This window comes from Pseudonocardia alaniniphila (assembly GCF_022524485.1).
Lineage (GTDB): Bacteria > Actinomycetota > Actinomycetes > Mycobacteriales > Pseudonocardiaceae > Pseudonocardia > Pseudonocardia alaniniphila.
This window is the reverse complement of sequence record NZ_JAKXMK010000027.1, coordinates 25,147-50,617: the sequence shown is the minus strand read 5'-3', so window position 1 is coordinate 50,617 and position 25,471 is coordinate 25,147. Positions and strand designations below refer to the sequence as shown.

Below are 25,471 nucleotides of genomic sequence, written 5' to 3'. Positions count from 1 at the left end.
ACCACTGTGCAGGTCAACGGTAAGGAACTCGCCGTCGAGGTGGAGGGGGACGGCCCGGCCGTGCTGCTCGTGCACGGCCTCGGCGGCACCTCGAACTTCTACCAGGTCCAGGCCGACGCACTGGTCGACCGCTTCCGCGTGATCCGGGTCGACTCCGCTGGAGCAGGCCGCTCGCCGGTGGCCGACGGCATCAGCGTGGAGTCCCACGCCGACGACCTGGCCGCCGTGCTCGGCGAGCTCGGCGTCGACAGCGCCAAGGTGGTCGGGCACTCGATGGGCACCCTCGTCGTGCGCGCGCTCGCCGCCCGCCACCCCGGCCGCGTCTCCGGGCTCGCACTGCTCGGGGCCGTGCGGGAGCCTGCCGAGGCGGGCCGGCAAGCCCAGCGCGACCGGGCCGCCGTCCTGCGGGAGAAAGGCACCGCAGCCGTGGCGCCCGGTGTGGTCGCGAACGCCGTGTCCGAAACCACCCGCCGCGACCGGCCCGAGGTGGCGGCGTTCGTGCGCGAGCTCGTAATGCGTCAGGACCCGGAGGGCTACGCCCGCAACTGCGAGGCACTCGCCGCCGCCACCGACCCCGGCCCCATCGACCCGAAGCTCCCCCTGCTGCTCGTCACCGGTTCCGACGACAAGGTGGGACCGCCCGAGGCGAGCCAGGAGCTCGCCACCGCGCACGGCTCGGCAACCGTGGAGATCCTGCCGGGCGTCGGCCACTGGACCGCGCTCGAGGCGGCCCGCGCCACCACCGACCTCCTGCTCAAGTTCCTGTAGTTCCACCCTCAGCGACGAGGAGACCCACCGTGCCCGTCCCGACGAGCAAGATCCTGTTCCGCGGCGTCAGCATCCTCGACTCCACCGGAGCCGATCCCTATCCCGGCGACGTGCTGGTCGTGAACGACCGCATCGCCGTCGTCGGCGACGTCGACCCCGGGGCCGCCGACGGCGCCCGGGTGATCGAGGGCCGTGGACGCACTCTGATGTCCGGGCTCTGCGACGCCCACACCCACTTCAGCTGGAACAACAGCGCCGACCTCGACGGACTGGGCACGCTGCCCGTCGAGGAGCACCTCCTGTTCTGCATCGAGTCGGCCAGGACCTACATCGACTCCGGCTACACGATGTGCCTCGGGGCCGCGTCGGCGAAGGACCGCCTCGACGTGGTCTGCCGCGATGCCATCAACGCCGGCCGCATCCCTGGCCCCCGTTACCTGGCCAACGGCCCGGAGATCGCGGTCACCGGCGGGGCGCTGATCAAGTCGATCACGAAGTTCGCCGACGGCCCGGAGGGCATGCGCAAGGCCGTGCGCGAGCTGATCGACATCGGCGTCGACCAGATCAAGCTGTCGATGACGGGCGAGGAGATCACCGGCACGCAGCGGGCCGAGGACACCTACTTCTCCGACGAGGAGACGGCCGCCGCCGTGGCGGAGGCGCACCGTCGTGGCAAGCGGGTCTGTGCACACGCCCGCAGCGCCGAGAGCGTGAAGATGTGCGTCCGGAACAAGGTCGACATCATCTACCACGCCAGCTTCACCGACGCCGAGGGCATGGACATGCTCGAGGCCAACAAGGACTGGGTGTTCGTCGCGCCCGGCATCAACTGGCTCGTCGCCACGCTCTACGAGGCCGAGTCGTTCGGGTTCCCGCAGGAGGCCGCGGAGGCCGTCGGCTACAAGAAGGAGTTGGAGACCGCCATCCAGGGGCTGCGCGAGATGCACCGGCGCGGCGTGAAGATCCTTCCCGGTGGCGACTACGGCTTCGCCTGGACACCACATGGCACCTACGCCCGCGACCTGGAGCATTTCGTCGAGCTCCTCGGGTTCACGCCGATGGAGGCGATCATCGCCGCCACCGCGTGGGGCGGCGAGATCATGCTGCGCCCCGACGAGCTCGGGAAGGTGCAGCCCGGCTACCTCGCCGACCTGCTCCTCGTGGACGGCGACCCGCTCGCCGACATCACGGTGCTGCAGGACCGCGACAAGCTCGACTACATCATGAAGGACGGGCGCTTCCACAAGGAGGCGGCCGACGAGCCCGCGCCGACGCCGCCCAACCCGGGCAGCAGCGACCGCAACGTGGCGCCCGCCTCCGCCTGACGACGGCGCCCCGGAGCCTGCCGGATGACTCTCCCGGCAGCACGTCTGACCGTGGCCCGCCCCCACGGGCCACGGTCAGCGTTCGCGCCGGCCCCGTCACCAGGAAAGAGATGGCGCCATGACGAACGAGGCCAGTCCCCCCGTTCCTACGCGGCGCGGGCGACCGCGGTGACACTGTTGATCTGTCGCACCTGCCCCCGCTACGACAGCCACGACTCGGGCGAGTTCGGCCGTGCACTGGCAGCCGCGATCGCCGAGCACCCGGGCGGGGCGGCCGTGACGGTCCGGAAGGTGCAGTGCCTCGGCGGCTGCCCCGACGACGGCGTCGCCGCGGTCGACGGGCCGGGCAAGGCGCGCGTCCGGTTCTCGCGGCTCGACGCAGGCCATGCCGCTGCCGTGATCGCCGCGGCCGCGGCACACGACGCGTGCGCGTCCGGAACTCCCGGGGACTGGCAGGTGCCGGCCGAGCTGGCCGACCGGATCAGCAGCGTCACGCCCAAACGCGGGCGCGACCCGGCGCGGTAGCCGGGCGTGGCGCTCAGTCGATCGGATGGTGGGGTCCGTCGGGGGCGGCGTGATGCGGTTCAGTCACGTCGTCGGGTCGGTCGTCGTCGAACGCGGGACCGTCGAAGGCTTCTGCGCCACCACCGAACGCGTCACTGAAGTCCCCCGCGAACCGGTCTCCGACCTCGGGGCCGGAGCCCGGGTCCGCGTCGAGGTCGACATCGGCGGCGAGGCCGTCCGCCCCTTCCCCGAAGCCGATGCCGTCATGGGTGGCACCGGGTGTGTCGCCGGACGCGAACGGGCCGAGATCGAAGTCGAGGTCCGGGTCGGCGGTGCTCCATCCGTCGGCGACCGGGGCGTCCGCGCCGGGGAAGACGCTCGCGAGGTACTCACTGAGGTACTGCGCGGCGGGCCCGTCCTCGCCCTCGGCCGGCGGCGGCGCGGGGTGGACCACACCGGCCGCAGCGGCGTAGTCGTGGTCGAAGTCGGCAGTCTCGTTGTCCTCGACCAGCACCAATGCGTCGTGGATGTCGTCGGGACTGAGGCCGCCCAGTCCGTGCTCGACGATGGTGGCCTCCGGGGCGGCCGTGAACGCAGAACGGAAGTCCGCGTCGGTCTGCAACCCGCGCAGGAAGTCCAGCAACGAGAGGGGCTGCGGCACCAGCGACCTCCGGGATGGTCACGAATCGATCGCCGACCACCGTAACCGCTTCGGCACACTTCGCGCCTGACGTGTGCACGACCTGTTATCGGATGGCCCAGTGGTCGACCGGATGGCAGGGTCGCCCCGTGATCTCCGTGTTCGGTGCTTTCGAGTTGGATGACGACCCTCGCCGGATCGACCGGGATGCCGTGTGGCGATTCCTGTCGACCGAGGCGTACTGGGCACGGTGGCGTGAGCGGGAGGACGTGGAGAAGCAGATCGACGGCGCATGGCGCGTGGTCGCTGCCTACGAGACGGCGTCCGGCGCCACGGTGGGCTTCGCACGGGCCCTCTCCGACGGCGTCTCGCTCGCCTACCTGGCCGACGTCTTCATCGATCCGTCGGTGCGCGGCAAGGGCCTCGGCGTCGAGCTGGTCCGGTTCATGGTCGACGAGGGACCGGGGCACATCTTCCGCTGGGCGCTGCACACGCGGGATGCACACTCGCTCTACAAGCGGTTCGGCTTCGCCCCGCCCGACAGCGGCTACATGGAACGCCCCGGAGCCCGCCCCGCCATGGAGCCCTGACCCGACTTGCCTTTCGGGGCGGTCATCGGAGCCGTTCGAGCAGCTAGGTGGTCCGTGTCATGGCCTACGACGCATCAGCCGAGAGCGTCCGCCTGATCGAGTCGGGGTTCGACGCCGACCCGACCCGGTTGAGCAGGCGGCGCCGTTTCGCTGCGGTGGCCTACGACGTCCACGGCTACGTGGCGGCCACCTGGTTCGTCCGCCGTGGGCACGGCACGTTCTGGCACGAGATCCACACGCTCGCATTCCAGGACGGGGAGTGGATCCGTCTGGGCAGCGGGGGCCACACCGACGACAAGGACGGGCTGGCCGATCGGCCGCCTGCCGCCGACATGCTCGGCGCGTTGACCTCGACAGCTGGCGGCTGCACGGCACTCCCTTCCGGGTCGTACCCGCCTGATCAGCCGCAGTTCGTCAGCTGCGCGGAACTACGTGTGGCGCACGAGGTCGCGGCAGTCGATCTCGGCCGTGGAGAGCTCAAGCCGGCCCCGAGACACGGACGTCTGCTCGTGGTCTGGAGGACTCACCCGCCCGTCGTGCGAGCACTGGGGCCCGATGGAGCCGGCCTGGCCACCCTCGATCTCGCCGCTGGCAGTGCGGACGCCCCGAAGCACGGCTTGTGGTCACGGCGTCGCTATGCGGGGTAGGACCGGGTAGCCGGACCTGTCGGCCGGCGCGGGCCGAAGGCGGGAGCAGGCGAGCCGAGCCGGCGTGGCCGGCCCGCGCTGCTGGATGCAGCGTCGTGACAGATGATCGGCAGAAGGGGCGCGCACGGGTGCTTCCGATCAGAGGCCATACGGTCATGACATGTCGCTTCCCGTGCGCCTCGCCACCGAAGCTGACGTCGGAGCAATCTTCTCCATGCGTCGTGCGCGCGAGGTTTGGTTGGCCGGCCGCGGTATCCGGCAGTGGCCGATCGGCATGGTCAACATCGATCACGTCACCGCGCAGGTGCGGTCCGGACAGTGGTGGGTGCTCGCCCGACCTGCCGCCGAGCTTGTCGCAGCGATGCGCGTGATCTGGTCCGATGAGGAGTTCTGGACCGACACTCCAGGCAAGGCGGTGTATGTCCACGGGCTCATGGTCGGGTCGGAGCACAGCCGCAAGGGCCTGGGGCGGGTGATGCTCGATGCTGCCCGACGCATGGGTCTGGATGCGGGAGCCGAGTACTTCCGGCTGGATTGTTCGGCTGACAACGAGACACTCAAGGCGATCTATCGGGGCTACGGGTTCACCGAGGTGGGCCGGAAGGACTTCCCCGGGTTCAGCGCCGCCCTCATGGAGCTCCCTTTGTCACCTCGAACAGCGCGCGCCACCACAAGCGGCCGGTGCGGCACAGCCCAGCGGTGCTCAGCGGATGACACCCGAGACCGCCCCGACCTGCCACACACACCGTCCACTGTGGAGAACTGACCACATCGGACCCGTGCCAATTGAGCCGTGACCAGGACCAACATCCGCGTAGTCGTTTCGTACCGGTCCCGTGCCTGGGCAGTCTCGCGCTCAGACCTGCGCATCCGCCCGTCCCCTCGTTGCTCGTGGAGCGGTGGGGCAAGGGGTGGCGCGTGCGCGCAGCGACTCCGTAGGCGCCCTTGTGGCGGCCGCAGAGACGTGGATCATCATCGCCGAGGGGGCACGCAATGGACGACAACGGCCTATCCGGCGACCACGCGCGCACGCGGTCGGCCGACAGCGTGGTTGTCTCGTTACCAACCGAGCTGGTGGTCCGCTACCGGGCCGCGGATCGCGAGTTCATCGGTGCGCCGATCGAGGTCGTCGATACGCCGGCGCATCTTGACGCCCTGACGGCGAGTGTTCGGGAGCACGGGATCCTCGTACCGCTGCGGCTGGGCTTCAACACTTGCTTCGGGTTCCTCGACGGGAACCATCGGATCGCAGTGGCGCTTCGTCTCGGGCTGCCGGAAGTGCCGGTGGAGCTCGTGAAGGAGCCAGCGGACCTGCGCAAGGATCACGGTCGGCCGATGCGTCCCGAGGACCTCACCGTCCTCATCGCCGCGTTCGGGGAAGTGCCGGAGATCGCCGACAGGCCGACGGAGAGGTGAGCCTGCGCGGCTGTGGCCGGGGTAGCCGGCCACGCGCGCCGGGCCGTCACGGCCACCTGGGCTGCGCCACCACCGCTTCTACCCGGTCAGGGCCGCATCCCGGCTGGTCCGAGTGCTCAGCGCGCCTGGGCCTCCCGGGCGCGCAGGTCCTTGCGCAGGATCTTGCCGGAGGCGGACTTCGGGATCTCGTCGATGAACTCCACCACGCGCACCTTCTTGTGCGGCGCGATGCGCTCCGCGACGAAGGTCATGACGTCCTCGGCGGTGAGGTCCGCCCCGGATGCCTGCCGGACGACGAACGCCTTCGGCACCTCCTCGCCCTCGGCGTCCCGCACCCCGATGACCGCCGCGTCGGCGATCTTGTCGTGCGTCAGCAACAACGCCTCGAGCTCGGCGGGAGGTACCTGGTAGCCCTTGTACTTGATCAGCTCCTTGACCCTGTCGACGATCGAGAACACGCCCTCCTCGGTGACCGTGGCGACGTCCCCGGTGTGCAGGTAGCCCTCGTCGTCCAACGTGATCGCGGTGGCCTCGGGGTTGTTGAGGTAGCCGCTCATCACGTTCGGGCCCTTGACCCACAGCTCGCCCCGCTCGCCGGGGCCCACCTCCCGGCCGGTGTCCGGGTCGACGAGCTTGCACTCGATGTTGGGAAGGGCGAAGCCGGAGCTGTTGAGGTCCATGTCCGTGCTGTCGTCGGGCATGGCGTGGCTGACCGGCGACAGCTCCGTCATCCCGTAGCCCTGCAGCACGGTGCAGCCGAGGCGGACGGCGACCGCGTGGCCGAGTTCGGCGTCGAGCGGGGCGGCACCCGAGATGATGATGTCGATGCAGGACAGGTCGTAGTCGTCGACCATCGGGTGCTTGGCGAGTGCGACAGCCACGGGAGGAGCGATGTAGACGCGATTGACCCGGTACTCCGCGATGACACGAAGGAATTCCGACAGGTCGAATTTCGCCATCGTGACCACGGTGCACTGCTTGTGCAGACCCTGGTTCATCATCACGGTCATGCCGTAGATGTGGAAGAACGGCAACACGGCCAGGATCCTGGTCTGCGGGGAGACCTTTCCCATGCGCTCGATCTGCAGCAGGTTCGCAACCAGATTGCGATGCGTGAGTATCACGCCCTTGGCGCGCCCGGTGGTACCCGACGAGTAGGGCAGCACTGCGGTGTCCTCCGCGCCCACCGTCTGTGCCGGCGGCTCCGCCTCGCTCGCCAGCAGGTCGCCGAGCGACGTATAGCCGTCCACCTGCCCGTCCAGCAGAATGATCGACTCGGGAGGCAGCCCGGCCTGGGCCACCGCCGCTGCGGCCCGGTCGAGGAACGGCGAGACCGTGAACAGCAGCTTGGCGCCGGAGTCGATCAGCTGGTGGGTGAGCTCGCCGGGCGTGTAGAGCGAGTTGGCGCTGGTGACGATGGCGTTGGCGCGCAGCACACCGTGGAACACCGCGGGGTAGAGCGGTGTGTTCGGGGCGAACATGCCCACCACATCGCCCGCGCCGATGCCTCGCTCCGCGAGCGCCGCGGCGATCTTCCGGACCATCCGCTCCAACTCGGAGAAGGTGACGGTCGCTCCGGACCCGCCGTCCACCAGCGCCGCGGCATCGGCCCGTTCGCCGAAGTTACGGAAAAGGAAGTCGAAGAGCGAGACGTCGGGGACCTCGACATCCGGGTAGTGACTACGGACAGGCATTTTTCAGGGCTCCCTTGCGACTGCCAGCACTGCCGGTTCCACCAAACGGCGCACAGATCGGACGGCGCCAACTCTAAGACGAACGCGAGGTCACGGGTCCCACGACCGAAACACCCGAATGGGGTAACACGAAAGTGTTGTTCTGGTCATGAATCACTGACATCGTGATCGTCGTCGGTCCGGTGAGCCCCACTCGCCGGCACCGAGCCGGGCGCGGCGTCCCCTCGCCGTGACCGGAACCCACAACCGTGCGGTGCCCCCGATCGCGCGGTTGATGCGGTGGTGTAAGCGGAGTGGCCCGAGTTCATGACTCCCCCTCAGATCCCGGGCCGCTCCGCCCACCCGCACTTGCGGATGCCGGCGCCCTTCGAGCCCGGACAACGCGCCTGGCCAGCCAGATGATCCCGCCCAGCATGGCTACCACCGGCAGGAACGGCAAGAGGAACCCGATCACCGCGGCCGCAGCGGTGCCTGCTGCACGCAGCCCGTCCCAGCCCGCCACCAGACCGTCGCGGAATCCCGGCGGGGGCTGGTCGCCCACCGGCGGGGCTCCCGGCGACCGCAGATCGACGGTCAACGTCGACAGCGCCACCCGGTCGCGCAGGGCGTCGAGCCGGCTCGTCAGCGAGTCGAGGTCGGCCTCCCGGCGCGCCAGTTCCGACTCGATCGCCACCACGTCACCGATCGAAGTGGCTTCCGCGAGCAACGCCCGCACCCGAGCGACGCTGGCCTGCTGGCTCGTTACCCGCGCGTCGAGATCGACGACCTCCTCGGTGGCGTCGAGCACCTGGCTGCTGCGCCCCACCACCCGCCCGACGGCTGCGATCTCGTCGACGAGGCGATCGAGCGCGTCGGCCGGGACGCGGAGCACCAGCAGGCCGCCCGTGTCGCTCGACTGCTCCTCGGTGACGAACCCGTTCACGCCGGCTGCCGCGGTCCGCACCTGCCGCGACGACGCCGTCGGATCCTTCACCTCGACGGAGATCTGGGCCGTGCGCACCAGTTGCGGCCCCAGGGTGCCGACCGAAACGCCGGCCGCCTTGTCCGGAACCACGGCCTGAGGCGGGGCGACCGAGCGCGCATCGTTCCCGGCCGCACGCTCCGAGTACGCCCCGGCCCCGCCGTCCATGGGGACGACGCCCTTCACCGTCGGCCCGGAGCTGGGGTGGGCGGGAGCCACGGTCGCGACTCCCGGCGAGCTACCTCCCGGCGAGAAGCCGACGAGCACCACACCGGTGCCGACCGCAAGCACTCCGACCACCGCCGCCGCGGCCACCACTGTCTTGCGTCTGCCCCACCGAGCCACCGTCACCGCCTCCTCGCCCCGGCGAGCCCGGGGGTATCGGGGGAAGGACGGTGGCGGCATGGATCACGGTTGGTCCCGACTGGTCACGATCGCGTCACGACCGCTGGAACGACCCCGATGCCGACCTGGATCAGGGATGCCTGCGGGCCCGCAGAACGGCGTCGTGAATGGTGATCTCCCGACCGTCCGGGTCGTCGGCCAGGCGCGGTCTGGCCTCGGCGACGAGGACGTCCCACTGGCCGGGATCCAGGGCCGCCGCGAGCTCCTCCGCCGTGAACATCAGGTCCGGGTCCTGCGGCCGCCGCGCGGTCGTCTCGAGATCGGAGGGATGGTGCCCGACGACGAGCAGGCTGCCGCCGGGGGCCACCGCGGCTGCGAGGCCGGCGAACACCTTGTCGCGTACCGCGCGGGGGAAGTGCATGAACTGGGAGTTGACCAGGTCGTGGGCCAGCTGTTCGGGAGCCCAGTCGGAGAGAAGGTCGACCTGCTGCCAGGTGATCCGGTCGGCGATCTCCGGATCGGTATGGGCCGCGGCCCGTGCGAGGGCCACGGCGGAGACGTCCACCGCGGTCACTCGCCATCCCTGCTGGGCGAGCCAGGTGGTGTCGGCGCCCTCCCCGCAGCCGGCGTCGAGGGCGGTGCCGGGCGACAGGCCGCCGACCTCGGCCACGAGCTGCGGGTTCGGCCGGCCACTCCAGATGCGGGTGGCCGAGCTGTAGCGCTCGTCCCAGAACGGAGCGGTGAAGCGTTCGTCCATCGATGTTCCCTTCTGCGAAGGGTCGACTGTCGAGCCTGACGCCACCGGATGACAAGAGATCTTGCAAGAACGGCAAACCCGTCAGTCGAAGAGGTGCTCGAAGGCCTTCAGGTTGGCGAGGCTCTCGCCGCGCTCCTGCCGCCAGGCATGCTCGCGGCGGATCGAGGAGGCGAAGCCGAGTTCGAGCAAGGTGTTGAAGTCGCCGTCGGCGGCCTCCAGCACCTGACCGAGCACACGGTCGAGCTCGGCGGTCGTGACGGCGTGCAGGGAGAGCCGTCCGATCAGATGGATGTCGCCGACCCGGTCCAGCGCGTAGTGCACGCCGTAGAGCCGGGCGTTGCGCTGCAACAAGAACCGGTAGACGGCGTCGTGGTCCTCGTCGGGCTGCCGGCACACGAAGGCCTGCACGAACAGCGAGTGCTCACGGACCAGCAGCCAGCAGTGCGTCTGCAACCGGTTGGTGCCGGGCAGCGTCACGAGGAACTGCCCGGCTCCGCGCCGATGGTGGTCGGCCTCCAGCTCGGCCAGCGCGCCCGCCACCCGCTCCTCGACCACCGCCACGTCCTCCGTGCTCACGGACCGATCATCCCGCCGGGATCGTCGGGCGCACCACCAGCCCTTGGCGTTCCGCGTACTCGGCGGCCGCCTCGGCGTAGGTGACCAGCAGCGCGTCGGCCGTGCGCTCCCACGAGAACTTGTGTGCGTGCTGCACGGCACCGCTGCCCAGCTCGTCACGGCGGCCAGGAGAGCTGACCACCGCGCCGAGCGCGTCGGCCCACTGCCCCGCCCGGTGCCCCGGCACGAGCAGGCCGGACCGCCCGTGGGCCACCGCCACCGACAGACCGCCGACCGACGCCGCGACCACCGGCGTGCCACAAGCCTGGGCCTCCAGTGCCACCAGCCCGAACGACTCGTTGTGACTCGGTACGGCGACGACGTCGGCAGCCCGGTAGACGTCCACCAGGTTCTGCCTCGTCTGCGGAGGCAGGAACCACAACACGTCGGTGATCCCGAGGGAGGAGCCCAGCTCCTGCAGCGCCGTGGGCTCGGCCAGGCCGCTGCCGGACGGTCCGCCCGCGACCAGCACGACGAGTCGCGAGCGCAACCCGGGGTCGCGGCGGAGCATCTCGGCCGCCGCGCGCAGCAGCACGTCGGGAGCCTTGAGCGGCTGGATGCGGCCGACGAACGCGAGCACCACGGCGTCGGGCGCGAGGCCGAGCGCCCGGCGGGACGCCCCGCGGTCGCCGGGGGTGAAGCGGACGAGGTCCACACCGGGCGCAACGGTGGCGGTGCGACGAGGGTCGGCACCATAGAGCTCCACGAGCTGGCGCGCCTCCTCGTCGGTGTTGGCGATGAGGCGGTCGGCCTCGGCGACCACCTGGTCCTCGCCGATCACCCGGACCTTGGGCTCCGGCGGGTCGCCATCGGCGAGCGCCGCGTTCTTCACGCGTGCCAGCGTGTGGGCGCTGTGCACGAGTGGAACTCCCCAGCGGTCCCTCGCGAGCCAGCCTGCCTGACCGGAGAGCCAGTAGTGCGAGTGGACGATGTCGTAGTAGCCGGGCTCGTGGCGGGCCTCCGTACGCAGCACGCCCGCCGTGAAGGCGCAGAGCTGGCTCGGCAGCTCGTGCTTCCCGAGCCCCTCGAACGGTCCGGCGACCACGTGCCGGACCAGCACACCTGGTGTCAGCTCCACCACCGGTGGGTTCTCCGACGAGGTCGCGCGGGTGAAGATCTCGACGTCGACGCCGCGTGCAGCCATCCGACGGGCGGTCTCCACGATGTAGACGTTCATGCCGCCCGCGTCGCCGGTGCCCGGCTGTTCGAGGGGCGAAGTGTGCACGGACAGCAGGCACACCCGGCGGGGTCGGCGTCGCGCCGCACCGTCACTGGCGGAGGTCACGGGCTCCTGTGTAGCACGCGGCCGCGGCAGTCACCCGACGGCTTCGTCCTCGGTGAGCAGACCGAGCAGGGCCCGCAGCGGGTCCGCCGCATGCCACCGTCCCGACGCGTCACGCCAGCTCAGCACCTTGAAGCGGCCGCTCGCCGGGCGTCGCACCACCACCCAAAGCTCGTCGTGGAGCGCGAGCTCACCCGGAGGCACCGGCACCCCGAGCGTGTGACACGCCACGACGACGTCGCTGATCTCCGCCCAGCGCACCGTGCGCCCGGGCCCCTCCACGTCGGCGGCGACGATCTCGGAGGCGGCCGGGAGGTCCAGCAGCTCGGCCAATGCCACCGGGTCGCCGCCCGTGACGAGCTCACCCGCCGGGAGCACCGCCGCGAGCCACGGCGCGTCGAGCACCATGGCGACGTCGACGTTCGCGACGCTGCCGTCGAGGGCTCTGACCTGCTCCGGCATGTCGAGGTCGGCGGAACGGACGCGTCCCACGGCGACAGCCTCCGCCAGCGCCTCGTGCGCGTCCGCCACGAGCGCGACGTCGGGGTGCCGCTCCGGGTCGACCAGCCGGGCCAGCAGGTCGGCGGCCACCGCGGTGTCAGTGATCGAGAGGTCGGCACGCACCCCGATGGCGGTGAGAAGGGCCTCGTCGTCGAGCACGCCGGGGGTGTCGCCGGGTGTGGGCGGCGGGTCGTAGAGCGCCGCCAGTGCCTCCGCTGTGGGCAGGCGCCAGTGGCCGGGGCGGCGACCGCCGAGCCGGGCGTGCCTGCCCAGCCACCACGCGGTGTAGGAGCCGGGTGCCATCACTGCGGCCCGCGTCTCCCGGACGGCTCCGAGCAGAGCGAGCGCGGCGGGCCAGGCGTCGTCGGCGACGAGGTCGAGGTCGCGCACCGCGACGAGCCGCGTGGGCGGCGCATCGAGGGAATCCCACCAGCGTTCCTCGTCATCGAGGTCGTGGTCGGGAGAAACCGGCTCCTCGTCGGTGACCACCGCGAACCCGTCGACGACACCGACAGCCGTGAGGGCCGACCGCGGCACCCGCGTGGCGAGGCCCTCGTCCAGCACGTCGAGCGGGACGTCAGCGGCCAGCAGGGGACGCAGCGCCGCGTCGGGCAGCATCAGCTCGTCGGCACGGGCGGGACGCCCCTCGCGATCCGGCAGCGCCAGCGCGGCGAGGCCTGCGGGCGCGCTCCCGAGCTCGGCGACGAGCTCCAGCACCGCCTCGGCGAGCGGCCCGGTGTCGAGGCCGGCCTCGGCGTCGTCCACGGACCGCTCCACGGCCTCGGTCAGCGCGGGGTGTTCGAGCAGTCCGGCGGGGTCGGCGACGGTGGCACCGAGGCGGCTGAGCAGCGGGTGCACCGCCGCGGCGTCGGCCACGTGCAGGCCGGGCAGGGCGAGGGCCGCGATGTGCTGCACCGCTCGCGCGGCATCGGTGCCGTCCTCGGGCGGCAGGAGCACCGTGGCCGGGCCTGCGGCGACGCGGCCGTCAGCCAGCGGGACGGGGAGCGCACGCAGCTCGTCGACGAGGCCGGGAACCGTGTCGGCGATCGGTGCCAGCTCGGCGTAGAGAGCGCGCCACCACGCGGCCGGACGTTCGACGCCGAACAGCCGGGTGACCAGCTCGGCCGCGCTCAGCCGGTGCACACCCAGCTCGGCCAGAGCGGCGGGGCCCGCCGAGGTGGCCATCGGAGCCAGCAGCCGGTCGAACCCGGCCTCGGCGAGCAGGCCGGGCAGTGGTGCGCCCGGAAGATCGGCGCCGGGCAGGTCGAGCCACTCCGCACGGCCGGGCACCAGCTCGGCACCGGTGGCGGCGGGGAGCCAGGCCGCGGTGCGCAGCGCATCGAGGAGCAGCTGACGCAGGCGCCCGTCGAGCTCGGAACGCGGGAATCCGGGCTCGGGCACGAGTGCGAGCCGCTGGAGAGGAGCGACCGCACGCACGAGGTCGAGGTAGGCCTGCGCCGCGCCGGCCAGCACCCGGTCGGTGGCGGGCCCCGGACGGACCCTGCGGCGGTCGGGCTCCAGCGGCACGGTGGCGATCAGCCGCGCGGGCAGCGCGAGCCGCTCAGCCGCGGCGGTCGGAGCGTGCAGCACGTCCTCGGAGAGGGGGTCGGGGCTGCCGTCGGCCGTGAGCGGCAACGCCCAGCAGGCCGTCCAGTCACGGCGCGACCGCTCCTCCGTGGCCTGTGTCAGCGCATCGTCCGCAGCGTGCGTGCCGTCCTGCCGAGCGAGCAACCAACGCCGCCCGCCGATCGACACCTCGCCGGGCCCCGGTCCGTCGACCCTGGTCAGCACGTCGTCCCCGACGGCGATCTCGACGATGTCGGGCAGGGCGAGCAGCAGGTCGGGGGCGCCCGCGCGGGCCTGGGCGAGCAGCGCGTGCAGGTCCACACCGGGACGCACCGGCAACCGCACCTCGGTGTCGAACCCCGCAGTCGGCCGCTCGTCGACCGGCCACACCAGTCGCAGCACGGGTGGCTCGTCGCGGCGGGCCAGCTCGGCCGCCGGGCCGGGGAGCGCTGCGACCGCCTCGGCGGTGCGCCTCGCGGAGAACGCCACCGCGCCCGCGGTGCTCACCACCCGCGGCGCGTCGGACACGGCCAGCACCCCGGCGAACCCGACCCCGAACCGGCCGACGGAACCGGGGTCGTCGCGCTTGGCGGATGCCCGCAGGGAGGCCAGCGCCGCCACACCGGCCGCGTCCAGGGGTACGCCGGTGTTGGCCACCCACAGCTCGCCGTCGACGACCTGGACGCGCAGGCGCCCGCGCTGCCCGGCGGCCCGGGCCGCGTCGGCGGCGTTCTGGGCGAGCTCGACGAACCACGCGTCGGCGTAGCCGCCGAGGCGCAGGTCCTCCTCGGCGTTGGCGTCCTCGCGGAAACGAGTGGGCGACCCCGCCCAGGAATCGAGCACCGCGGCACGCAGTGCGGCCGTACCGAAGGGATCCATGACGACGCTCGCAGCGCCGACGCTGGGTGCGCTCACCCCTTCTCGACCGGCTCCAGGTCGACCCCGTCGTCGTACACGAGCTCGGCGACGGCCACCGGTGAGACCGGCTCCACCTGTACGTCGGAGTGAGCCCCGCACCCGAAGGCGACGGCGACGACGGCTCCGTCGGCGGGGCCGTACTCGTTGCCGCACACCCCGAACGCGCCTCGCATCGAGCCGGCGATCGGCAGGAAGAACCCGCAGGTCCCGCAACGGCCGGGAGCAGCGCGGGCCATGTCCGATGCCGGGCCGTGCGGGCCCTCGAACCACCGCTGCGCAGCGAGCTCGCGGCCCCGGCGCGACAGCACCTTCGGGCGGCCGAGGCCGACCTCCACCACGACCTCCTCGACAGCGGGGTCGGTGGACGCGAGATATCCGGGAACGAGCCGCTCGTCGCCCTCCGGTGCGGGCAGCAGGTCGCCGACGCCGAGGTCGCCGGGCTGGACGCGCTGGCCCCACGGCACCCAGGCAGGTGCGACGAGCGCATCGGAGCCGGGCAGCAGGACGACCTCGCTCACCGTGATCGGCGAGTCGTCGCCCCCGGTGGCCAGGGTGACCGACCATCGCCAGCCGCGGTAGCCGCCGTAGGTGGCGTCGAAGTAGTGGGTGACGCCGCCAGGTCCCTCCGGCACGGCCTCGAGGTGCTCGCCGACCAGGCCGGGAGCGGCAGCGGCGCCCACGTCGAGTGCAGCCTCGTCGATGGCAGCGGACCGGGCCTGCTCCACCGCAGCCACGAGCCGGACAGGCGGGTCGAGGGTCGGTACAGCGTTCACCGAAGGGATTGTGCCACCCTCCACGCCATGACCTTCGGGCATGCACTCGCCGGGGCGCTGGTACTCATGCTCGCCGGGTGCGGTGCCGCCTCCCCTGCTGCGGTCCCCGACGCCGGAGCATCCGCCCTGCGGCCGGAGGTGCTGGCCGTGCTGCCGCACGATCCCACCGCGTTCACGCAAGGGTTCGAGATCGCGGACGGTGGCCTGTACGAGGGCACGGGACTCGCCGGCAAGTCCCAGCTGCGCGAGGTGGACCCTGCCACCGGCGCCGTGCGCCGGTCCGTCCCGCTGCCCGAGAGGCTCTTCGGAGAGGGGATCACGGTCGTCGGCGACCGCATCTGGCAGCTCACGTGGCGCGACAACGTGGTGCTGGAGTGGGACCGGACGAACTTCACCCTGCTGCGCAGGCTGCCGCTGGCGGACGAGGGCTGGGGCCTGTGCCACGACGGGAGCAGGCTCGTGCGCAGCGATGGCAGCGACCAGCTGCACTTCCAGGACCCCACCACGTTCGCCGACATGGGCTCGGTCGCCGTCACGCTCAACGGGCAGCCGGTCACCGAGCTCAACGAGCTGGAGTGCACGGACGGGCAGGTGTGGGCCAACGTGTGGCAGACCGACCGGATCGTGCGCATCGATCCGGCCACCGGGCACGTCACGGCGGTCGTCGACGCCGCGGGCCTGTTGAACCCGGCCCAGCGTGCCAACGCCGACGTCCTGAACGGGATCGCCGCGCTCGGTGACGGGGAGTACCTGATCACCGGCAAGAACTGGCCGTCGATGTTCCGCGTCCGCTTCGTCCCGGCCTGACCCCCGCCCGCCCTCCTGCACCCGCGGGTCGCCTGCTCCCGTCCCGACCACGATTCGCCTGATCCGGTGCCTTGCGCGCGCACCTTTCGGGGGCGCGGCGAAGGTCCGCGAAGAGGCCGCCGATACGTCAGAATGACCACGTGCCCCGCTCCGAATCCTTCCCACCCCGCCGCAACCGGCGGGGCGGCCGCCGGACGTGGGTCACGGTCGACGGCGAGCGCACCGCGAAGGTCGCTCCGCCCGCCACCCCACATCGCACTCTCCCGCTGGAGACCGAGCCGGCCACCCGCACGCCGTCCTCCACATCCGAGCGGTCGCCGTACGAGCCGCGAAGGCGTTACCCCTGGCACGACGACCCGGACTACGACCCGGCGGCCCACCGCCGCACCCCGCCCCCGTCGTGGCCGCCACCCCCTGATCCCGGTCACCGTCCTGCGGCCGATATCCCCGACGACGTGCCCCCCGCCGACACGGGCCCGCCGCCGGCTCCCGGCCCCGAGCGCCAGGACGAGCCGCCCACGCAGCGGATGCCACGCAAGCTCACCGTCACGCGGGTGGCGGCGCTGCGCAGCCGACAGCTGACCCAGAGCGGGATCCGGGCCTTCCAGCGGGCCGCCACCGCCGACGGCGCCGATCGCTCCGGGCTCACCGCGCTGACCTACGCCACGATGATGAGCTACGCGGTGGACGCCGCCGTGGCGGTCGCCCTGGCCAACACGCTGTTCTTCGCCGCGGCCACCGCGGAGAGCAAGGCCAACGTCGCTCTCTACCTGGTGATCACGGTGGCCCCGTTCGCCGTGGTCGCGCCGGTGATCGGGCCACTGCTCGACCGGCTGCAGCGGGGGCGCCGCGCCGCGCTGGCCGTCTCGTTCGCCGGCCGGGCCGTGCTCGCGGTGGTGATGGCGTTCTCCTACGACACCTGGCTGCTGTACCCGGCCGCCCTCGGCATGCTCGTGCTCAGCAAGTCGTACTCGGTGCTCAAGGCGGCGGTCACGCCGAGGGTCCTGCCACCGACCATCACGCTGGTCACCACCAACTCACGCCTCACGACGTTCGGGCTGGTCGCGGGGGGCGTCTTCGGTGCCGGAGCCGCCGGAGTGGCGTCGTTCGCCGGATCACCGGGCGCGCTGTTCTACACGGCCGCACTCTCGGTCGTCGGCACCGTGCTGTGCCTGCGGATCCCGCGGTGGGTGGAGTCCACGGCCGGCGAGGTGCCGGCCACGTTGCGCACCACCAGGCGCGGCAAGCGCAGTCCCATGGGCCGGCCGGTGGTGGTCTCGCTCTGGGGCAACGGCGCGGTCCGCGTGCTCACCGGGTTCCTCACGTTGTTCGTCGCGTTCGTGGTGAAGGGCCAGACGGAGGCCGACCCTGCCCGGCAGCTGTTCCTGATCGGCATCGTCGGCGCCGCGGCAGGGGCGGGATCCTTCCTGGGCAACGCGGTCGGCTCCCGTCGCCAGTTCGGCCGGTCGGATCGCACGATCCTCACCTGCATCGCGGCCGCCGTCACCGTGGCCGTGGTGGCTGCCGTGTTCCCCGGCATCCTCACCGCTGCCCTCGTCGGACTCATCGGGGCCACGGCCAGCGCGATCGCCAAGGTCAGCCTCGACGCCGTGATCCAGCGCGACCTTCCCGAGGAGTCGCGCGCGTCGGCGTTCGGTCGCTCGGAGACGGTGCTGCAGCTGGCGTGGGTGTTCGGCGGCGCGCTGGGCGTGCTGCTGCCGCACACCACGTTCTGGATCGGGTTCGCGGTGGTCGCGGCCGTCGTCGCGCTGGCAGGCGTGCAGACGGCACTCGTGAGCCGCGGCGGCAGCCTGCTGCCGATCCTCGGCCACCGGGTGCGCTCCACGGCGCCCCCACCGGCCCGGGCGGTGCGCTGACCGGTCGACCGTAGGGTGGACCGGTGCCACGCCGTCTTCGTCACCTGGGCCGTCTTCTCCCGCTTCCCGTCGCCGCACTCGTGCTGGCCGGATGCGGAAGCGCGGCTCCGCCCGAGGTGACGTTCGCGGCCGGGCAGGACACCGCCGTCGCGCGACCCACCCAGTACTGCGACATCAAGCTCACCGACTGCAAGGGCGACCCAGGTGCTCCCGTGCGACTCGCCGTGCCGGTGGGCACCGCGCTCAAGGTGACGGTGCCGCAGGACATCTCCGAGACGCCGTGGCAGGTGGTGTTCACCTACCGCGACCCGGGCGGGACGCAGACCGACGGGCGCAGCCCCGTGTTCGCCCCGAACGCGCAGAAGGACTACACGCTCGAGCTACCGGCGCCGAACGACCGGCTCGTCACCGCCCAGGTGCAGCAGTACGGACCCCCGCCGCAGGCCGACCCGGAGACCGGGGAGATCGAGTTCCCGATCCGCGCGAGCTGGGTGCTCAACACGACCGGGTGACGCTAGGAGGTTGCTGAACAACTCCGCCCGTAGCGAGCGGCGATCCAGGTGGTGGCATCGCAAGGCGGAGGAGGGGCCGATACCGCTGTTGTATCGGGCCCGACGACAACGCCGCGAGGGCGCCGCCTGGGCGCCGCGCAGTAGGGCCGAGTTGATCAGCGCGCTCCTAGGAGCCGTCGAGATCCCGCGCGACGGCGCGCACCACCTCGGCAGCGAGCTTGGCCGTCTTGCGTTCCGGGTAGCGGCCTCGGCGCAGGTCGGGCTGCACCTTGGTCTCCAGCAGCCGGATCATGTCCTCGATGAGGCTGTGCAGATCCTCGGCGGGCCGCCGGGTGGCTTCCACGACGGACGGCGGCGTATCGACCAGCCGCACCGACAACGCCTGCGGTCCGCGGCGGCCCTCCGCCATGCCGAACTCGACGCGCTGCCCTGCTTTCAGCGCCTGCACCCCGGCCGGCAGCGCAGCCTTTCGGACGTAGACGTCCTCACCGCCGTCCTGAGCGAGGAACCCGAACCCCTTCTCGGAGTCGTACCACTTGACCCTGCCGGTCGGCACCCTGCTCACCCGTTCCTCGATCGACCCTGCGCCGCGCAGTACCTCGGTGGACAGCACGACGAACGCGCCCCTGATGCCTGGGCCGTCGCTATGTCTGGCCCGTCGAGCGACACCGGGACGCGTGCGACCACCCTAGACCGCGAGCGCCCCTTTACGCAGCCGTCGAACGGGACCAGCCCTGCACTTACGCGTGATGAGTGGCGGCCACGTCACCGAGATCGAGCAACTCCACGCTCTTCTCGCGCATCTCGACCTTGCGGACCTTGCCCGTGACGGTCATCGGGAACCCATCGACGACCAGCACGTAACGCGGGATCTTGTAGTGCGCCAGCTTGCCGGTGGCGAACTCCCGGACCGCCTCGGCGGTGAGCTCGGCGGCGCCCTCCCGAATCGTCACCCAGGCACACAGCTCCTCGCCGTACTTCGCGTCCGGCACGCCCACGACCTGGGCGTCGAGCACGTCGGGATGGGTGTAGAGGAACTCCTCGATCTCCCGGGGATAGACGTTCTCCCCACCCCTGATGACCATGTCCTTGATCCGCCCGGTGATGTTGACGTAGCCGTCGGCGTCCATCACCCCGAGATCACCGGTGTGCATCCAGCGGGCCTGGTCGATCGCGTCCGCCGTCTTCTCTGGCTCGTTCCAGTACCCGAGCATCACCGAGTAGCCACGGGTGCAGAGCTCGCCGGGCTCCCCTCGCGGAAGGGTCAGGCCCGTCTCCGGGTCGACGATCTTGATCTCGACGTGCGGGTGCACCCGGCCCACCGTGGAGACCCGGCGTTCCAGCGAGTCGTCGGCCCGGGTCTGCATCGACACCGGCGACGTCTCGGTCATCCCGTAGCAGATCGTCACCTCGGTCATGCCCATCCGATCGACCACCTGCTTCATCACCTCCACCGGGCACGGCGATCCGGCCATGATCCCGGTGCGGAGCGAGGACAGGTCGTAGCTCCCGAAGCCGGGATCGTTGAGCTCCGCGATGAACATCGTCGGCACCCCGTAGAGCGACGTGCACCGCTCCTGCGCCACGGCTGTGAGCGTGGCCTTCGGGTCGAACCCCGGACCGGGGATCACCATCGTGGCGCCGTTCGTGGTGCAGCCGAGGTTGCCCATCACCATGCCGAAGCAGTGGTAGAAGGGCACCGGGATGCACACCCGGTCCGCGGACGTGTAGCCGCAGAGCCGTCCCACGAAGTAGCCGTTGTTGAGGATGTTGTGGTGGCTGAGCGTGGCGCCCTTCGGGAAGCCCGTGGTGCCCGAGGTGTACTGGATGTTGATCGGGTCGTCCGGGCTGAGCTCGCCCTGCCGCCGCGCCAGCTCGGCCCGGTCACCCGCACGGCCCGCCGCCACCAGCTCGTCCCAGTCCGGGGTGCCGATGAGGATCACCTGGCGCAGCTCGGGGCAGTCCGGGCGGACCTGCTCGATCATCCCGGCGTAGTCGGAGGTCTTGAAGCTGACGGCTGCCACCAGCACCGACACACCGGCCTGCTTGAGCACGAACTCGAGCTCATGGGTGCGGTAGGCCGGGTTGATGTTGACGAGAACGACACCGATCTTCGCCGTGGCGTACTGGATGAGCGTCCACTCGGCGACGTTGGGAGCCCAGATCCCGACGCGATCGCCCTTCCCCAGGCCCGCCGCGAGCAGGCCCATCGCCACCACATCGACGTCGTCCCGCAGCTGCGTGTAGGTCCACCGGCGCCCGGTCGGCACCTCCACCAGGGCCTCGCCGTCCGGGTAGGTGGAAGCCGTGCGGTCGAGGTTGTCGCCGATGGTGTCGCCGAGCAGGGGCACGTCGGACGTGCCGGAGGCGTACGAGGGGATGGCGGGGGCGGCAGCGGACACGGCACGGACCTTTCGTCTGCTTCACGTGCCACTGCTCTGTGACACGACGCATATCCTGCTGCGATCACCCAGGGCGCCGCCACCTTCACTGGAGGAGGCGCCCCCGAATGCGGTCGCGCCCGGCGATACCCTCGGGTGATGCATGACCCGCGAGTCCTGCTCGATCCCTCCACCGACGCCGTGCGCAAGCTCGCACGGCGTGGCTTCGCCCTGGACGTCACGTCCCTGGAGAAGTTGCTCTCGCGGCGCAACTCCGCCATCCAGCGCGGCGACGAGGCACGGGCGGAGTCCAAGCGCGTCGCTGCTGCGGTGAAGAGCGCCGGGCGCGGAGGCGACCCGCAGGAGCGCGACGCACTCGTCAGCCGCGCCCGGGAGCTGAAGGGCATCGTCTCGGCCGCCGAGGACGAGCACCGCGAGCTGGAGGCGGAGCTGCAGGACTTCCTGCTGGGCGTGCCCAACCTGCCCAGCGACGACCTGCCCGACGGCGCCTCCGACGAGGACGCCGAGATGGTCCGCACCTGGGGCGAGCCGCCGACGTTCGACTTCACCCCGCTCGACCACGTCGACCTGGGCGAGAAGCTCGGCATCCTCGACCTGCCGCGGGCCACGAAGCTCGCCGGCCCACGGTTCGCGATTCTCCGCGGCAAGGGCGCGGCGCTGGAGCGTGCGATCGCCCGCTACCTGCTCGACCTGCACACCGAGCGACACGGCTACGTCGAGTGGTCGGTGCCCACCCTCGTCAATCGCGTCACGATGACCGGAACCGGCCAGCTGCCGAAGTTCGAGCAGGACCTGTTCAAGACCGGCGTGGCCGACCGCGAGCTGTACCTCATCCCCACCGCCGAGGTGCCGCTCACCAACCTGCACGCCAAGGAGACCCTCGCCGTCGAGGACCTCCCGCTGGCCTACACCGCACACACCCCGTGCTTCCGCTCGGAAGCAGGCTCCTACGGCCGCGACACCCGTGGGCTGATCCGGCTGCACGAGTTCTCGAAGGTCGAGCTGGTGCGGATCGTCGAGGCCGAGCGCTCGCGCGACGAGCTGGAGGTGCTCCTCTCGCACGCCGAGGCGGCGATGCAGGGGCTCGGGCTGGCCTACCGCGTGGTCAAGCTGGCTGCGGGCGACATCGGCTTCTCCGCCGAGTTCACCTACGACATCGAGGTGTGGCTGCCCGGGCAGCAGAAGTACCGGGAGATCTCGTCGGTCTCGGACTTCGGCACGTTCCAGGCGCGCCGGGCCGGCATCCGCACGAAGGCCAAGGACGGGGCACGGGGCTTCGCGGCCACTCTCAACGGCTCGGGCCTCCCGGTAGGCCGCACGCTGGTCGCGATCCTCGAGCAGGGGCAGCGGGCCGACGGCTCCGTCCGCATCCCGGACGCGCTGGTGCCCTACACCGGCTTCACCGAGCTGACGCCCTAAGGCTTACCGGAGGGTTCGGAGGGCCCCGAGGGGAAGTAGTGCAGGTGACGGGCGATCTCCAACGCGCTACCGCTGATCGCGTCGCGCACGTCGTCCCCCCTCGCGATCGAGTCGGCCACTGCGTCGATCAACTTCCCGATCGCGAGCGGCACGAACTCGCTCACCGGGCGGCCGTCACGAAACTGCGGCACGAACCCACGCAGGGTCTCCGCTGCTTCTCTCAGCTCGTCGACGGGGTCCTTGCGCGAGTCTGACGGCTGCTCTCGAGCGGCATCCATCAATCCATGCTCGCACGGCACCGACACGTCACGGGCCGACCGGGCCGCAGCGTCAGGTCCACTCCGGCTGATGATGGGTCTGGGCCGAGCGCGGCGAGCACGAGCTGGGGCAGCGCCGTGCGCGTGGCTCGGCACCGCGCTCCGGACGGAATAGCCCGCAGACCGTGCCGCGGCTGACCGGTCGCGGATGCCGAAAATCGCGGGGTCACGCTCGAGCCGGTCGACATCAGCGAGCGGCCGGCAGGTCGGGCGTCCAGCCGCCTCGTCGACCGACGGTCGCCCGTTCCACTCGGAACGGGGAGGCATGCGCGGGGCGACCGGCGACGGACCCCACTCGCGCAAGCAGCGGACAACAACCCGTTCCTGGTCGACATCGAACTGCGCCACGGCAGCGCCTCGGCTCCGGTCGCATCGACCGGTCTCGCCAACCGTCCGCCCGACTGGCCCGTCGTGGCACGGCGGGCCGGAATTGTCGGTGCCCGCGATTAGACTCGAACACATGTTCGAATATGGTGGTGTGGAGACTGCGCCCGACCCGCAGACCACACCGCTGTCCTGGTCCGGGTACGCCCCCGACGGGATCATGACCATGCTCCTGGCCCAGGCCGAGCCGACCTCCGATCGGTTCGAACTGCTGGAACGGATCGGGGGCTGGGAGAAGATCATCGCCTGGGCCCAAGCACGCCAGTACGAGGAGATCGCCCAGTTCGTCGCCACCGCCGAAACCGCTCCTCCGCTGGGGCTGAACGCGATGCAGGCGGTGAAGTCCGCGCAGGCCGAGGTCGCGTTGATGCTGCGCATGTCCCCCGGTGGGGTGGCGTGGCGAGTGGGTGAGGCCCGGCAACTGGTGGAGGAGTTCCCGGCCACGTTCGCCGCGCTGCACGACGGGGCGATCACGCTGACCAAGGCGCGGATCGTCACCGACGGCTGCGCCGACCTCGACCCCGCCGCGGCGGCAGCGGTCGAACAAAAGGTGTTGCCGCGAGCCCCGGAGCAGACCAACGGCCAACTGCGCGCCGCGGTCCGACGCGCCGTCCTACGCGCGGACTCCGATTCCGCGCTGCGACGGCGGGAGCGCAAGCGCCGTGAGCGCGGGGTGGTGCTCTACCCGGAATGCGACGGCATGGCCACCCTGTCCGCGACCCTGCCCGCGGCCGAGGCGGTAGGCACCTTCGCCGTACTGGATCAACACGCCCGCGGCTGCGGCAGCACCGACGAACGGTCGATGGCTGCCCGACGGGCCGACGCCCTGGTCGATCTGGTGCTGCGCGAGACCGGATTCTGCAGCAACGCCAGCCAACGGACCGCCGAGAAGAGCACCGCCACCCCGCGACCAGGCTCGCAGAGCGGGACGGACTCCGACGCAACCCCGGCAACGACCCCGATCCCTGCCGCGACCGTCGCGAGCGGCTCCATCCCGGGCACAGCTCACTCCCGCCATGCCACCTCGACCGCCGCCAGGACCCGCGCAGCCACACCCGAGACCACGACAGCAGCCGCAACCAAGACCACCGCCAGCGCTGTTCCACAGCCCGCCACCGCGACGAGCGCCGCGTCGACCACTCCCACATCTGCCCTCATGCCCACCGAAACCAAGCGGAGTGGCGTCGGGGCAGCTGACACCCAGACAGCCGCCGCCCGCACCCCAACCGACACCGCCACAACCCCGGCCAGCTCCCTGGATGACAGCCTCCAGATCACCGAGTCGGGCTCGCCGGTGCCGGGATCGGAGCGGCTACCCGGAGTCGCACCCGACGGCGGGGTGCCCGCGGTGACCAACAAGGTGTCGGTGCAGATCCGGGTCACCGTCCCGCTCGACACCCTGCGTGGAACCAGCAACGAACCCGGCGAACTCGCCGGCTATGGCCCCATCCCCGCCGAACACGCCCGAGAACTCGCCGCCGATCCCGACAGCGTCTGGCGGCGACTGGTCACCGACCCCTTCAGTGGCGCCCTGCTCGACTACGGCACCACTCGCTACCGACCACCACCACACCTGACCGAACACCTCATCGCCCGCCATCAGTACTGCCAACACCCCGGTTGCCGCGTACCCGCACACCTGTGCGATCTGGACCACAACCAGCCCTACGACCCAGCCAACGGCCAAGGCCCCACCTCAGCGGCCAACCTCGGGCCGAAGTGCCGGCCGCACCACCGGTTGAAGGGCTACCCGGGGTGGAGCCTCACCCAGTACGTGGACGGGTCGATCGTCTGGACCACACCCAGCGGGCACACGTACCGGGTCGATCCACCACCACTCACCGAACCCCGCCCCACCACGGCAACCGACGATGAACCACCACCGTTCTGAGCGCAGAGCGAACACCCGCCTCCCGAGGCCATCGGGTCGGTCAGCGCCCCCGGGTCGCTACCCGGCGGCCGTCGGCCTTCGCCAGGCACTCCCGTGTTCGCCGAGGCTGATCGCGGCTACGCCGATCTTGGGGAGGCGAGCGCTGCGGGCGCATCGAGTGCCTGCCGGAGCAGCCGGCGTGGCGCTGCTCGTCGATCGGTCCGACACCGACCCGCACCTCTCCGCCACCGCGCCCCGGAGCAACGACAGGCCCGCGGGAGTCTCACTCGGCCGCGACCGACAGACCGGCGGATTGCTCCTCCCACGAGCTCGCCGTAGTCGCGCCGACCACGGGCTGACGACTGAGCGTTCCTACAGGAGGCGAGCAGTCATATCGATCAGAGCGGATCAACCTCCCGTACAGATCAGTTAGGACAAGCGTGCGTCTTGGCCTAATCAGCCGAACAGGGCTGAACCGAACAGCGGATCATGATCGACTCCGTTCGGCAGAGCGCTTCCGATCCGCCGCCACGTCGCGCGAGGCAACGGCCGGGCAACCCTGCCGGGCACGGAGACTGCGA

At 71.4% G+C, this 25,471-nt stretch carries 23 protein-coding genes; 12 read left to right on the top strand and 11 right to left on the bottom strand.

The features are described from left to right. Positions 1 to 6 precede the first annotated feature (6 nt). The 3 genes from MMF94_RS28255 (at position 7) to MMF94_RS28245 (ending at position 2,618) form a co-directional block, all read left to right on the top strand. Positions 7 to 768: an alpha/beta fold hydrolase gene (locus tag MMF94_RS28255; RefSeq protein ID WP_241040252.1), complete on the top strand. Its 762-nt coding sequence runs from the start codon at positions 7 to 9 to the stop codon at positions 766 to 768. 29 nt (positions 769 to 797) lie between these two features. After that, complete coding sequence (locus MMF94_RS28250) at positions 798 to 2,093, top strand: metal-dependent hydrolase family protein (RefSeq protein ID WP_241040251.1); 1,296 nt, start codon at positions 798 to 800, stop codon at positions 2,091 to 2,093. Positions 2,094 to 2,261: 168 nt separating this feature from the next. After that, positions 2,262 to 2,618, top strand: a complete 357-nt coding sequence (locus MMF94_RS28245; RefSeq protein ID WP_241040250.1) for a DUF1636 family protein — start codon at positions 2,262 to 2,264, stop codon at positions 2,616 to 2,618. Positions 2,619 to 2,631: 13 nt separating this feature from the next. Here MMF94_RS28245 and MMF94_RS28240 read toward each other — a convergent pair whose 3' ends face one another. Further along, positions 2,632 to 3,258, bottom strand: a complete 627-nt coding sequence (locus tag MMF94_RS28240; protein ID WP_241040249.1) for an IniB N-terminal domain-containing protein — start codon at positions 3,256 to 3,258, stop codon at positions 2,632 to 2,634. Between the two features lie 131 nt (positions 3,259 to 3,389). Here MMF94_RS28240 and MMF94_RS28235 point away from each other — a divergent pair, with 131 nt between their 5' ends. The 4 genes from MMF94_RS28235 to MMF94_RS28220 all read left to right on the top strand — a co-directional run bounded on the left by MMF94_RS28235 (position 3,390) and on the right by MMF94_RS28220 (position 5,890). Then, positions 3,390 to 3,827 (top strand): GNAT family N-acetyltransferase, encoded by a 438-nt coding sequence (locus MMF94_RS28235; RefSeq protein WP_241040340.1) that lies wholly within the window; start codon positions 3,390 to 3,392, stop codon positions 3,825 to 3,827. Between the two features lie 59 nt (positions 3,828 to 3,886). Further along, on the top strand, positions 3,887 to 4,474 hold the full coding sequence (locus MMF94_RS28230) for a hypothetical protein (protein WP_241040248.1): 588 nt from the start codon (positions 3,887 to 3,889) through the stop codon (positions 4,472 to 4,474). 160 nt (positions 4,475 to 4,634) lie between these two features. Next, complete coding sequence (locus MMF94_RS28225) at positions 4,635 to 5,240, top strand: GNAT family N-acetyltransferase (protein ID WP_241040247.1); 606 nt, start codon at positions 4,635 to 4,637, stop codon at positions 5,238 to 5,240. A 227-nt stretch (positions 5,241 to 5,467) separates the two neighbouring features. Continuing rightward, positions 5,468 to 5,890 carry a ParB N-terminal domain-containing protein gene (locus MMF94_RS28220; RefSeq protein WP_241040246.1) on the top strand — a complete coding sequence of 141 codons (423 nt, stop codon included), beginning with the start codon at positions 5,468 to 5,470 and terminating at the stop codon, positions 5,888 to 5,890. 116 nt (positions 5,891 to 6,006) lie between these two features. Here MMF94_RS28220 and MMF94_RS28215 read toward each other — a convergent pair whose 3' ends face one another. From MMF94_RS28215 to MMF94_RS28185, 7 genes are all read right to left on the bottom strand, one after another. Beyond that, on the bottom strand, positions 6,007 to 7,584 hold the full coding sequence (locus MMF94_RS28215; protein ID WP_241040245.1) for an AMP-binding protein: 1,578 nt from the start codon (positions 7,582 to 7,584) through the stop codon (positions 6,007 to 6,009). A 304-nt stretch (positions 7,585 to 7,888) separates the two neighbouring features. After that, positions 7,889 to 8,896, bottom strand: coding sequence for a DUF4349 domain-containing protein (locus MMF94_RS28210; RefSeq protein WP_241040244.1), 1,008 nt, complete (start codon positions 8,894 to 8,896; stop codon positions 7,889 to 7,891). A 124-nt stretch (positions 8,897 to 9,020) separates the two neighbouring features. Continuing rightward, on the bottom strand, positions 9,021 to 9,647 hold the full coding sequence (locus MMF94_RS28205) for a class I SAM-dependent methyltransferase (protein WP_241040243.1): 627 nt from the start codon (positions 9,645 to 9,647) through the stop codon (positions 9,021 to 9,023). 81 nt (positions 9,648 to 9,728) lie between these two features. Continuing rightward, positions 9,729 to 10,187 (bottom strand): type III secretion system chaperone family protein, encoded by a 459-nt coding sequence (locus MMF94_RS28200; protein WP_379660307.1) that lies wholly within the window; start codon positions 10,185 to 10,187, stop codon positions 9,729 to 9,731. 43 nt (positions 10,188 to 10,230) lie between these two features. After that, the gene (mshA, locus tag MMF94_RS28195) at positions 10,231 to 11,547 is read right to left on the bottom strand and encodes a D-inositol-3-phosphate glycosyltransferase (protein WP_241040242.1); all 1,317 of its coding nucleotides are present in this window, start codon (positions 11,545 to 11,547) and stop codon (positions 10,231 to 10,233) included. Positions 11,548 to 11,577: 30 nt separating this feature from the next. Next, a complete protein-coding gene (locus MMF94_RS28190; protein WP_241040241.1) occupies positions 11,578 to 14,526 on the bottom strand; it encodes a sacsin N-terminal ATP-binding-like domain-containing protein in 2,949 nt (982 codons plus the stop codon). Then, positions 14,523 to 15,302, bottom strand: coding sequence for a DUF3027 domain-containing protein (locus tag MMF94_RS28185; protein ID WP_338104374.1), 780 nt, complete (start codon positions 15,300 to 15,302; stop codon positions 14,523 to 14,525). Before MMF94_RS28185 ends, MMF94_RS28190 begins: the two co-directional genes overlap by 4 nt. Positions 15,303 to 15,329: 27 nt before the next feature. Here MMF94_RS28185 and MMF94_RS28180 point away from each other — a divergent pair, with 27 nt between their 5' ends. The 3 genes from MMF94_RS28180 (at position 15,330) to MMF94_RS28170 (ending at position 18,498) form a co-directional block, all read left to right on the top strand. After that, positions 15,330 to 16,109: a glutaminyl-peptide cyclotransferase gene (locus MMF94_RS28180; protein WP_241040240.1), complete on the top strand. Its 780-nt coding sequence runs from the start codon at positions 15,330 to 15,332 to the stop codon at positions 16,107 to 16,109. 140 nt (positions 16,110 to 16,249) lie between these two features. After that, the gene (locus MMF94_RS28175; RefSeq protein WP_241040239.1) at positions 16,250 to 17,986 is read left to right on the top strand and encodes an MFS transporter; all 1,737 of its coding nucleotides are present in this window, start codon (positions 16,250 to 16,252) and stop codon (positions 17,984 to 17,986) included. Between the two features lie 23 nt (positions 17,987 to 18,009). Then, positions 18,010 to 18,498 carry a DUF2771 family protein gene (locus tag MMF94_RS28170; protein ID WP_241040238.1) on the top strand — a complete coding sequence of 163 codons (489 nt, stop codon included), beginning with the start codon at positions 18,010 to 18,012 and terminating at the stop codon, positions 18,496 to 18,498. A gap of 166 nt (positions 18,499 to 18,664) precedes the next feature. On the opposite strand, the gene MMF94_RS28165 is transcribed toward MMF94_RS28170, so the two are convergent. Together MMF94_RS28165 and MMF94_RS28160 are read right to left on the bottom strand one after the other, a co-directional pair. Further along, positions 18,665 to 19,054: a cold-shock protein gene (locus MMF94_RS28165; RefSeq protein ID WP_241040337.1), complete on the bottom strand. Its 390-nt coding sequence runs from the start codon at positions 19,052 to 19,054 to the stop codon at positions 18,665 to 18,667. Between the two features lie 184 nt (positions 19,055 to 19,238). Next, on the bottom strand, positions 19,239 to 20,900 hold the full coding sequence (locus MMF94_RS28160; RefSeq protein WP_241040237.1) for an AMP-binding protein: 1,662 nt from the start codon (positions 20,898 to 20,900) through the stop codon (positions 19,239 to 19,241). A 138-nt stretch (positions 20,901 to 21,038) separates the two neighbouring features. On the opposite strand from MMF94_RS28160, the gene serS reads away from it, so the two are divergent. Beyond that, the gene (gene serS / locus MMF94_RS28155) at positions 21,039 to 22,319 is read left to right on the top strand and encodes a serine--tRNA ligase (protein WP_241040236.1); all 1,281 of its coding nucleotides are present in this window, start codon (positions 21,039 to 21,041) and stop codon (positions 22,317 to 22,319) included. Here the strand turns inward: serS and MMF94_RS28150 are convergent. After that, the gene (locus MMF94_RS28150) at positions 22,316 to 22,597 is read right to left on the bottom strand and encodes a hypothetical protein (protein WP_241040235.1); all 282 of its coding nucleotides are present in this window, start codon (positions 22,595 to 22,597) and stop codon (positions 22,316 to 22,318) included. The two genes, serS and MMF94_RS28150, sit on opposite strands and share 4 nt — an antisense overlap. A gap of 499 nt (positions 22,598 to 23,096) precedes the next feature. Here MMF94_RS28150 and MMF94_RS28145 point away from each other — a divergent pair, with 499 nt between their 5' ends. After that, positions 23,097 to 24,911 carry an HNH endonuclease signature motif containing protein gene (locus MMF94_RS28145; protein ID WP_241040234.1) on the top strand — a complete coding sequence of 605 codons (1,815 nt, stop codon included), beginning with the start codon at positions 23,097 to 23,099 and terminating at the stop codon, positions 24,909 to 24,911. Positions 24,912 to 25,471: the final 560 nt, after the last annotated feature.

Bases quoted from the DNA above. Each gene is read 5' to 3' on its own strand.
- MMF94_RS28205 (WP_241040243.1), bottom strand. From the start codon at position 9,647: ATGGACGAACGCTTCACCGCTCCGTTCTGGGACGAGCGCTACAGCTCG.
- MMF94_RS28150 (WP_241040235.1), bottom strand. From the start codon at position 22,597: ATGGATGCCGCTCGAGAGCAGCCGTCAGACTCGCGCAAGGACCCCGTC.
- MMF94_RS28145 (WP_241040234.1), top strand. From the start codon at position 23,097: ATGTTCGAATATGGTGGTGTGGAGACTGCGCCCGACCCGCAGACCACA.
- MMF94_RS28225 (WP_241040247.1), top strand. From the start codon at position 4,635: ATGTCGCTTCCCGTGCGCCTCGCCACCGAAGCTGACGTCGGAGCAATC.
- MMF94_RS28220 (WP_241040246.1), top strand. From the start codon at position 5,468: ATGGACGACAACGGCCTATCCGGCGACCACGCGCGCACGCGGTCGGCC.
- serS (WP_241040236.1), top strand. From the start codon at position 21,039: ATGCATGACCCGCGAGTCCTGCTCGATCCCTCCACCGACGCCGTGCGC.
- MMF94_RS28230 (WP_241040248.1), top strand. From the start codon at position 3,887: ATGGCCTACGACGCATCAGCCGAGAGCGTCCGCCTGATCGAGTCGGGG.
- MMF94_RS28215 (WP_241040245.1), bottom strand. From the start codon at position 7,584: ATGCCTGTCCGTAGTCACTACCCGGATGTCGAGGTCCCCGACGTCTCG.
- MMF94_RS28180 (WP_241040240.1), top strand. From the start codon at position 15,330: ATGACCTTCGGGCATGCACTCGCCGGGGCGCTGGTACTCATGCTCGCC.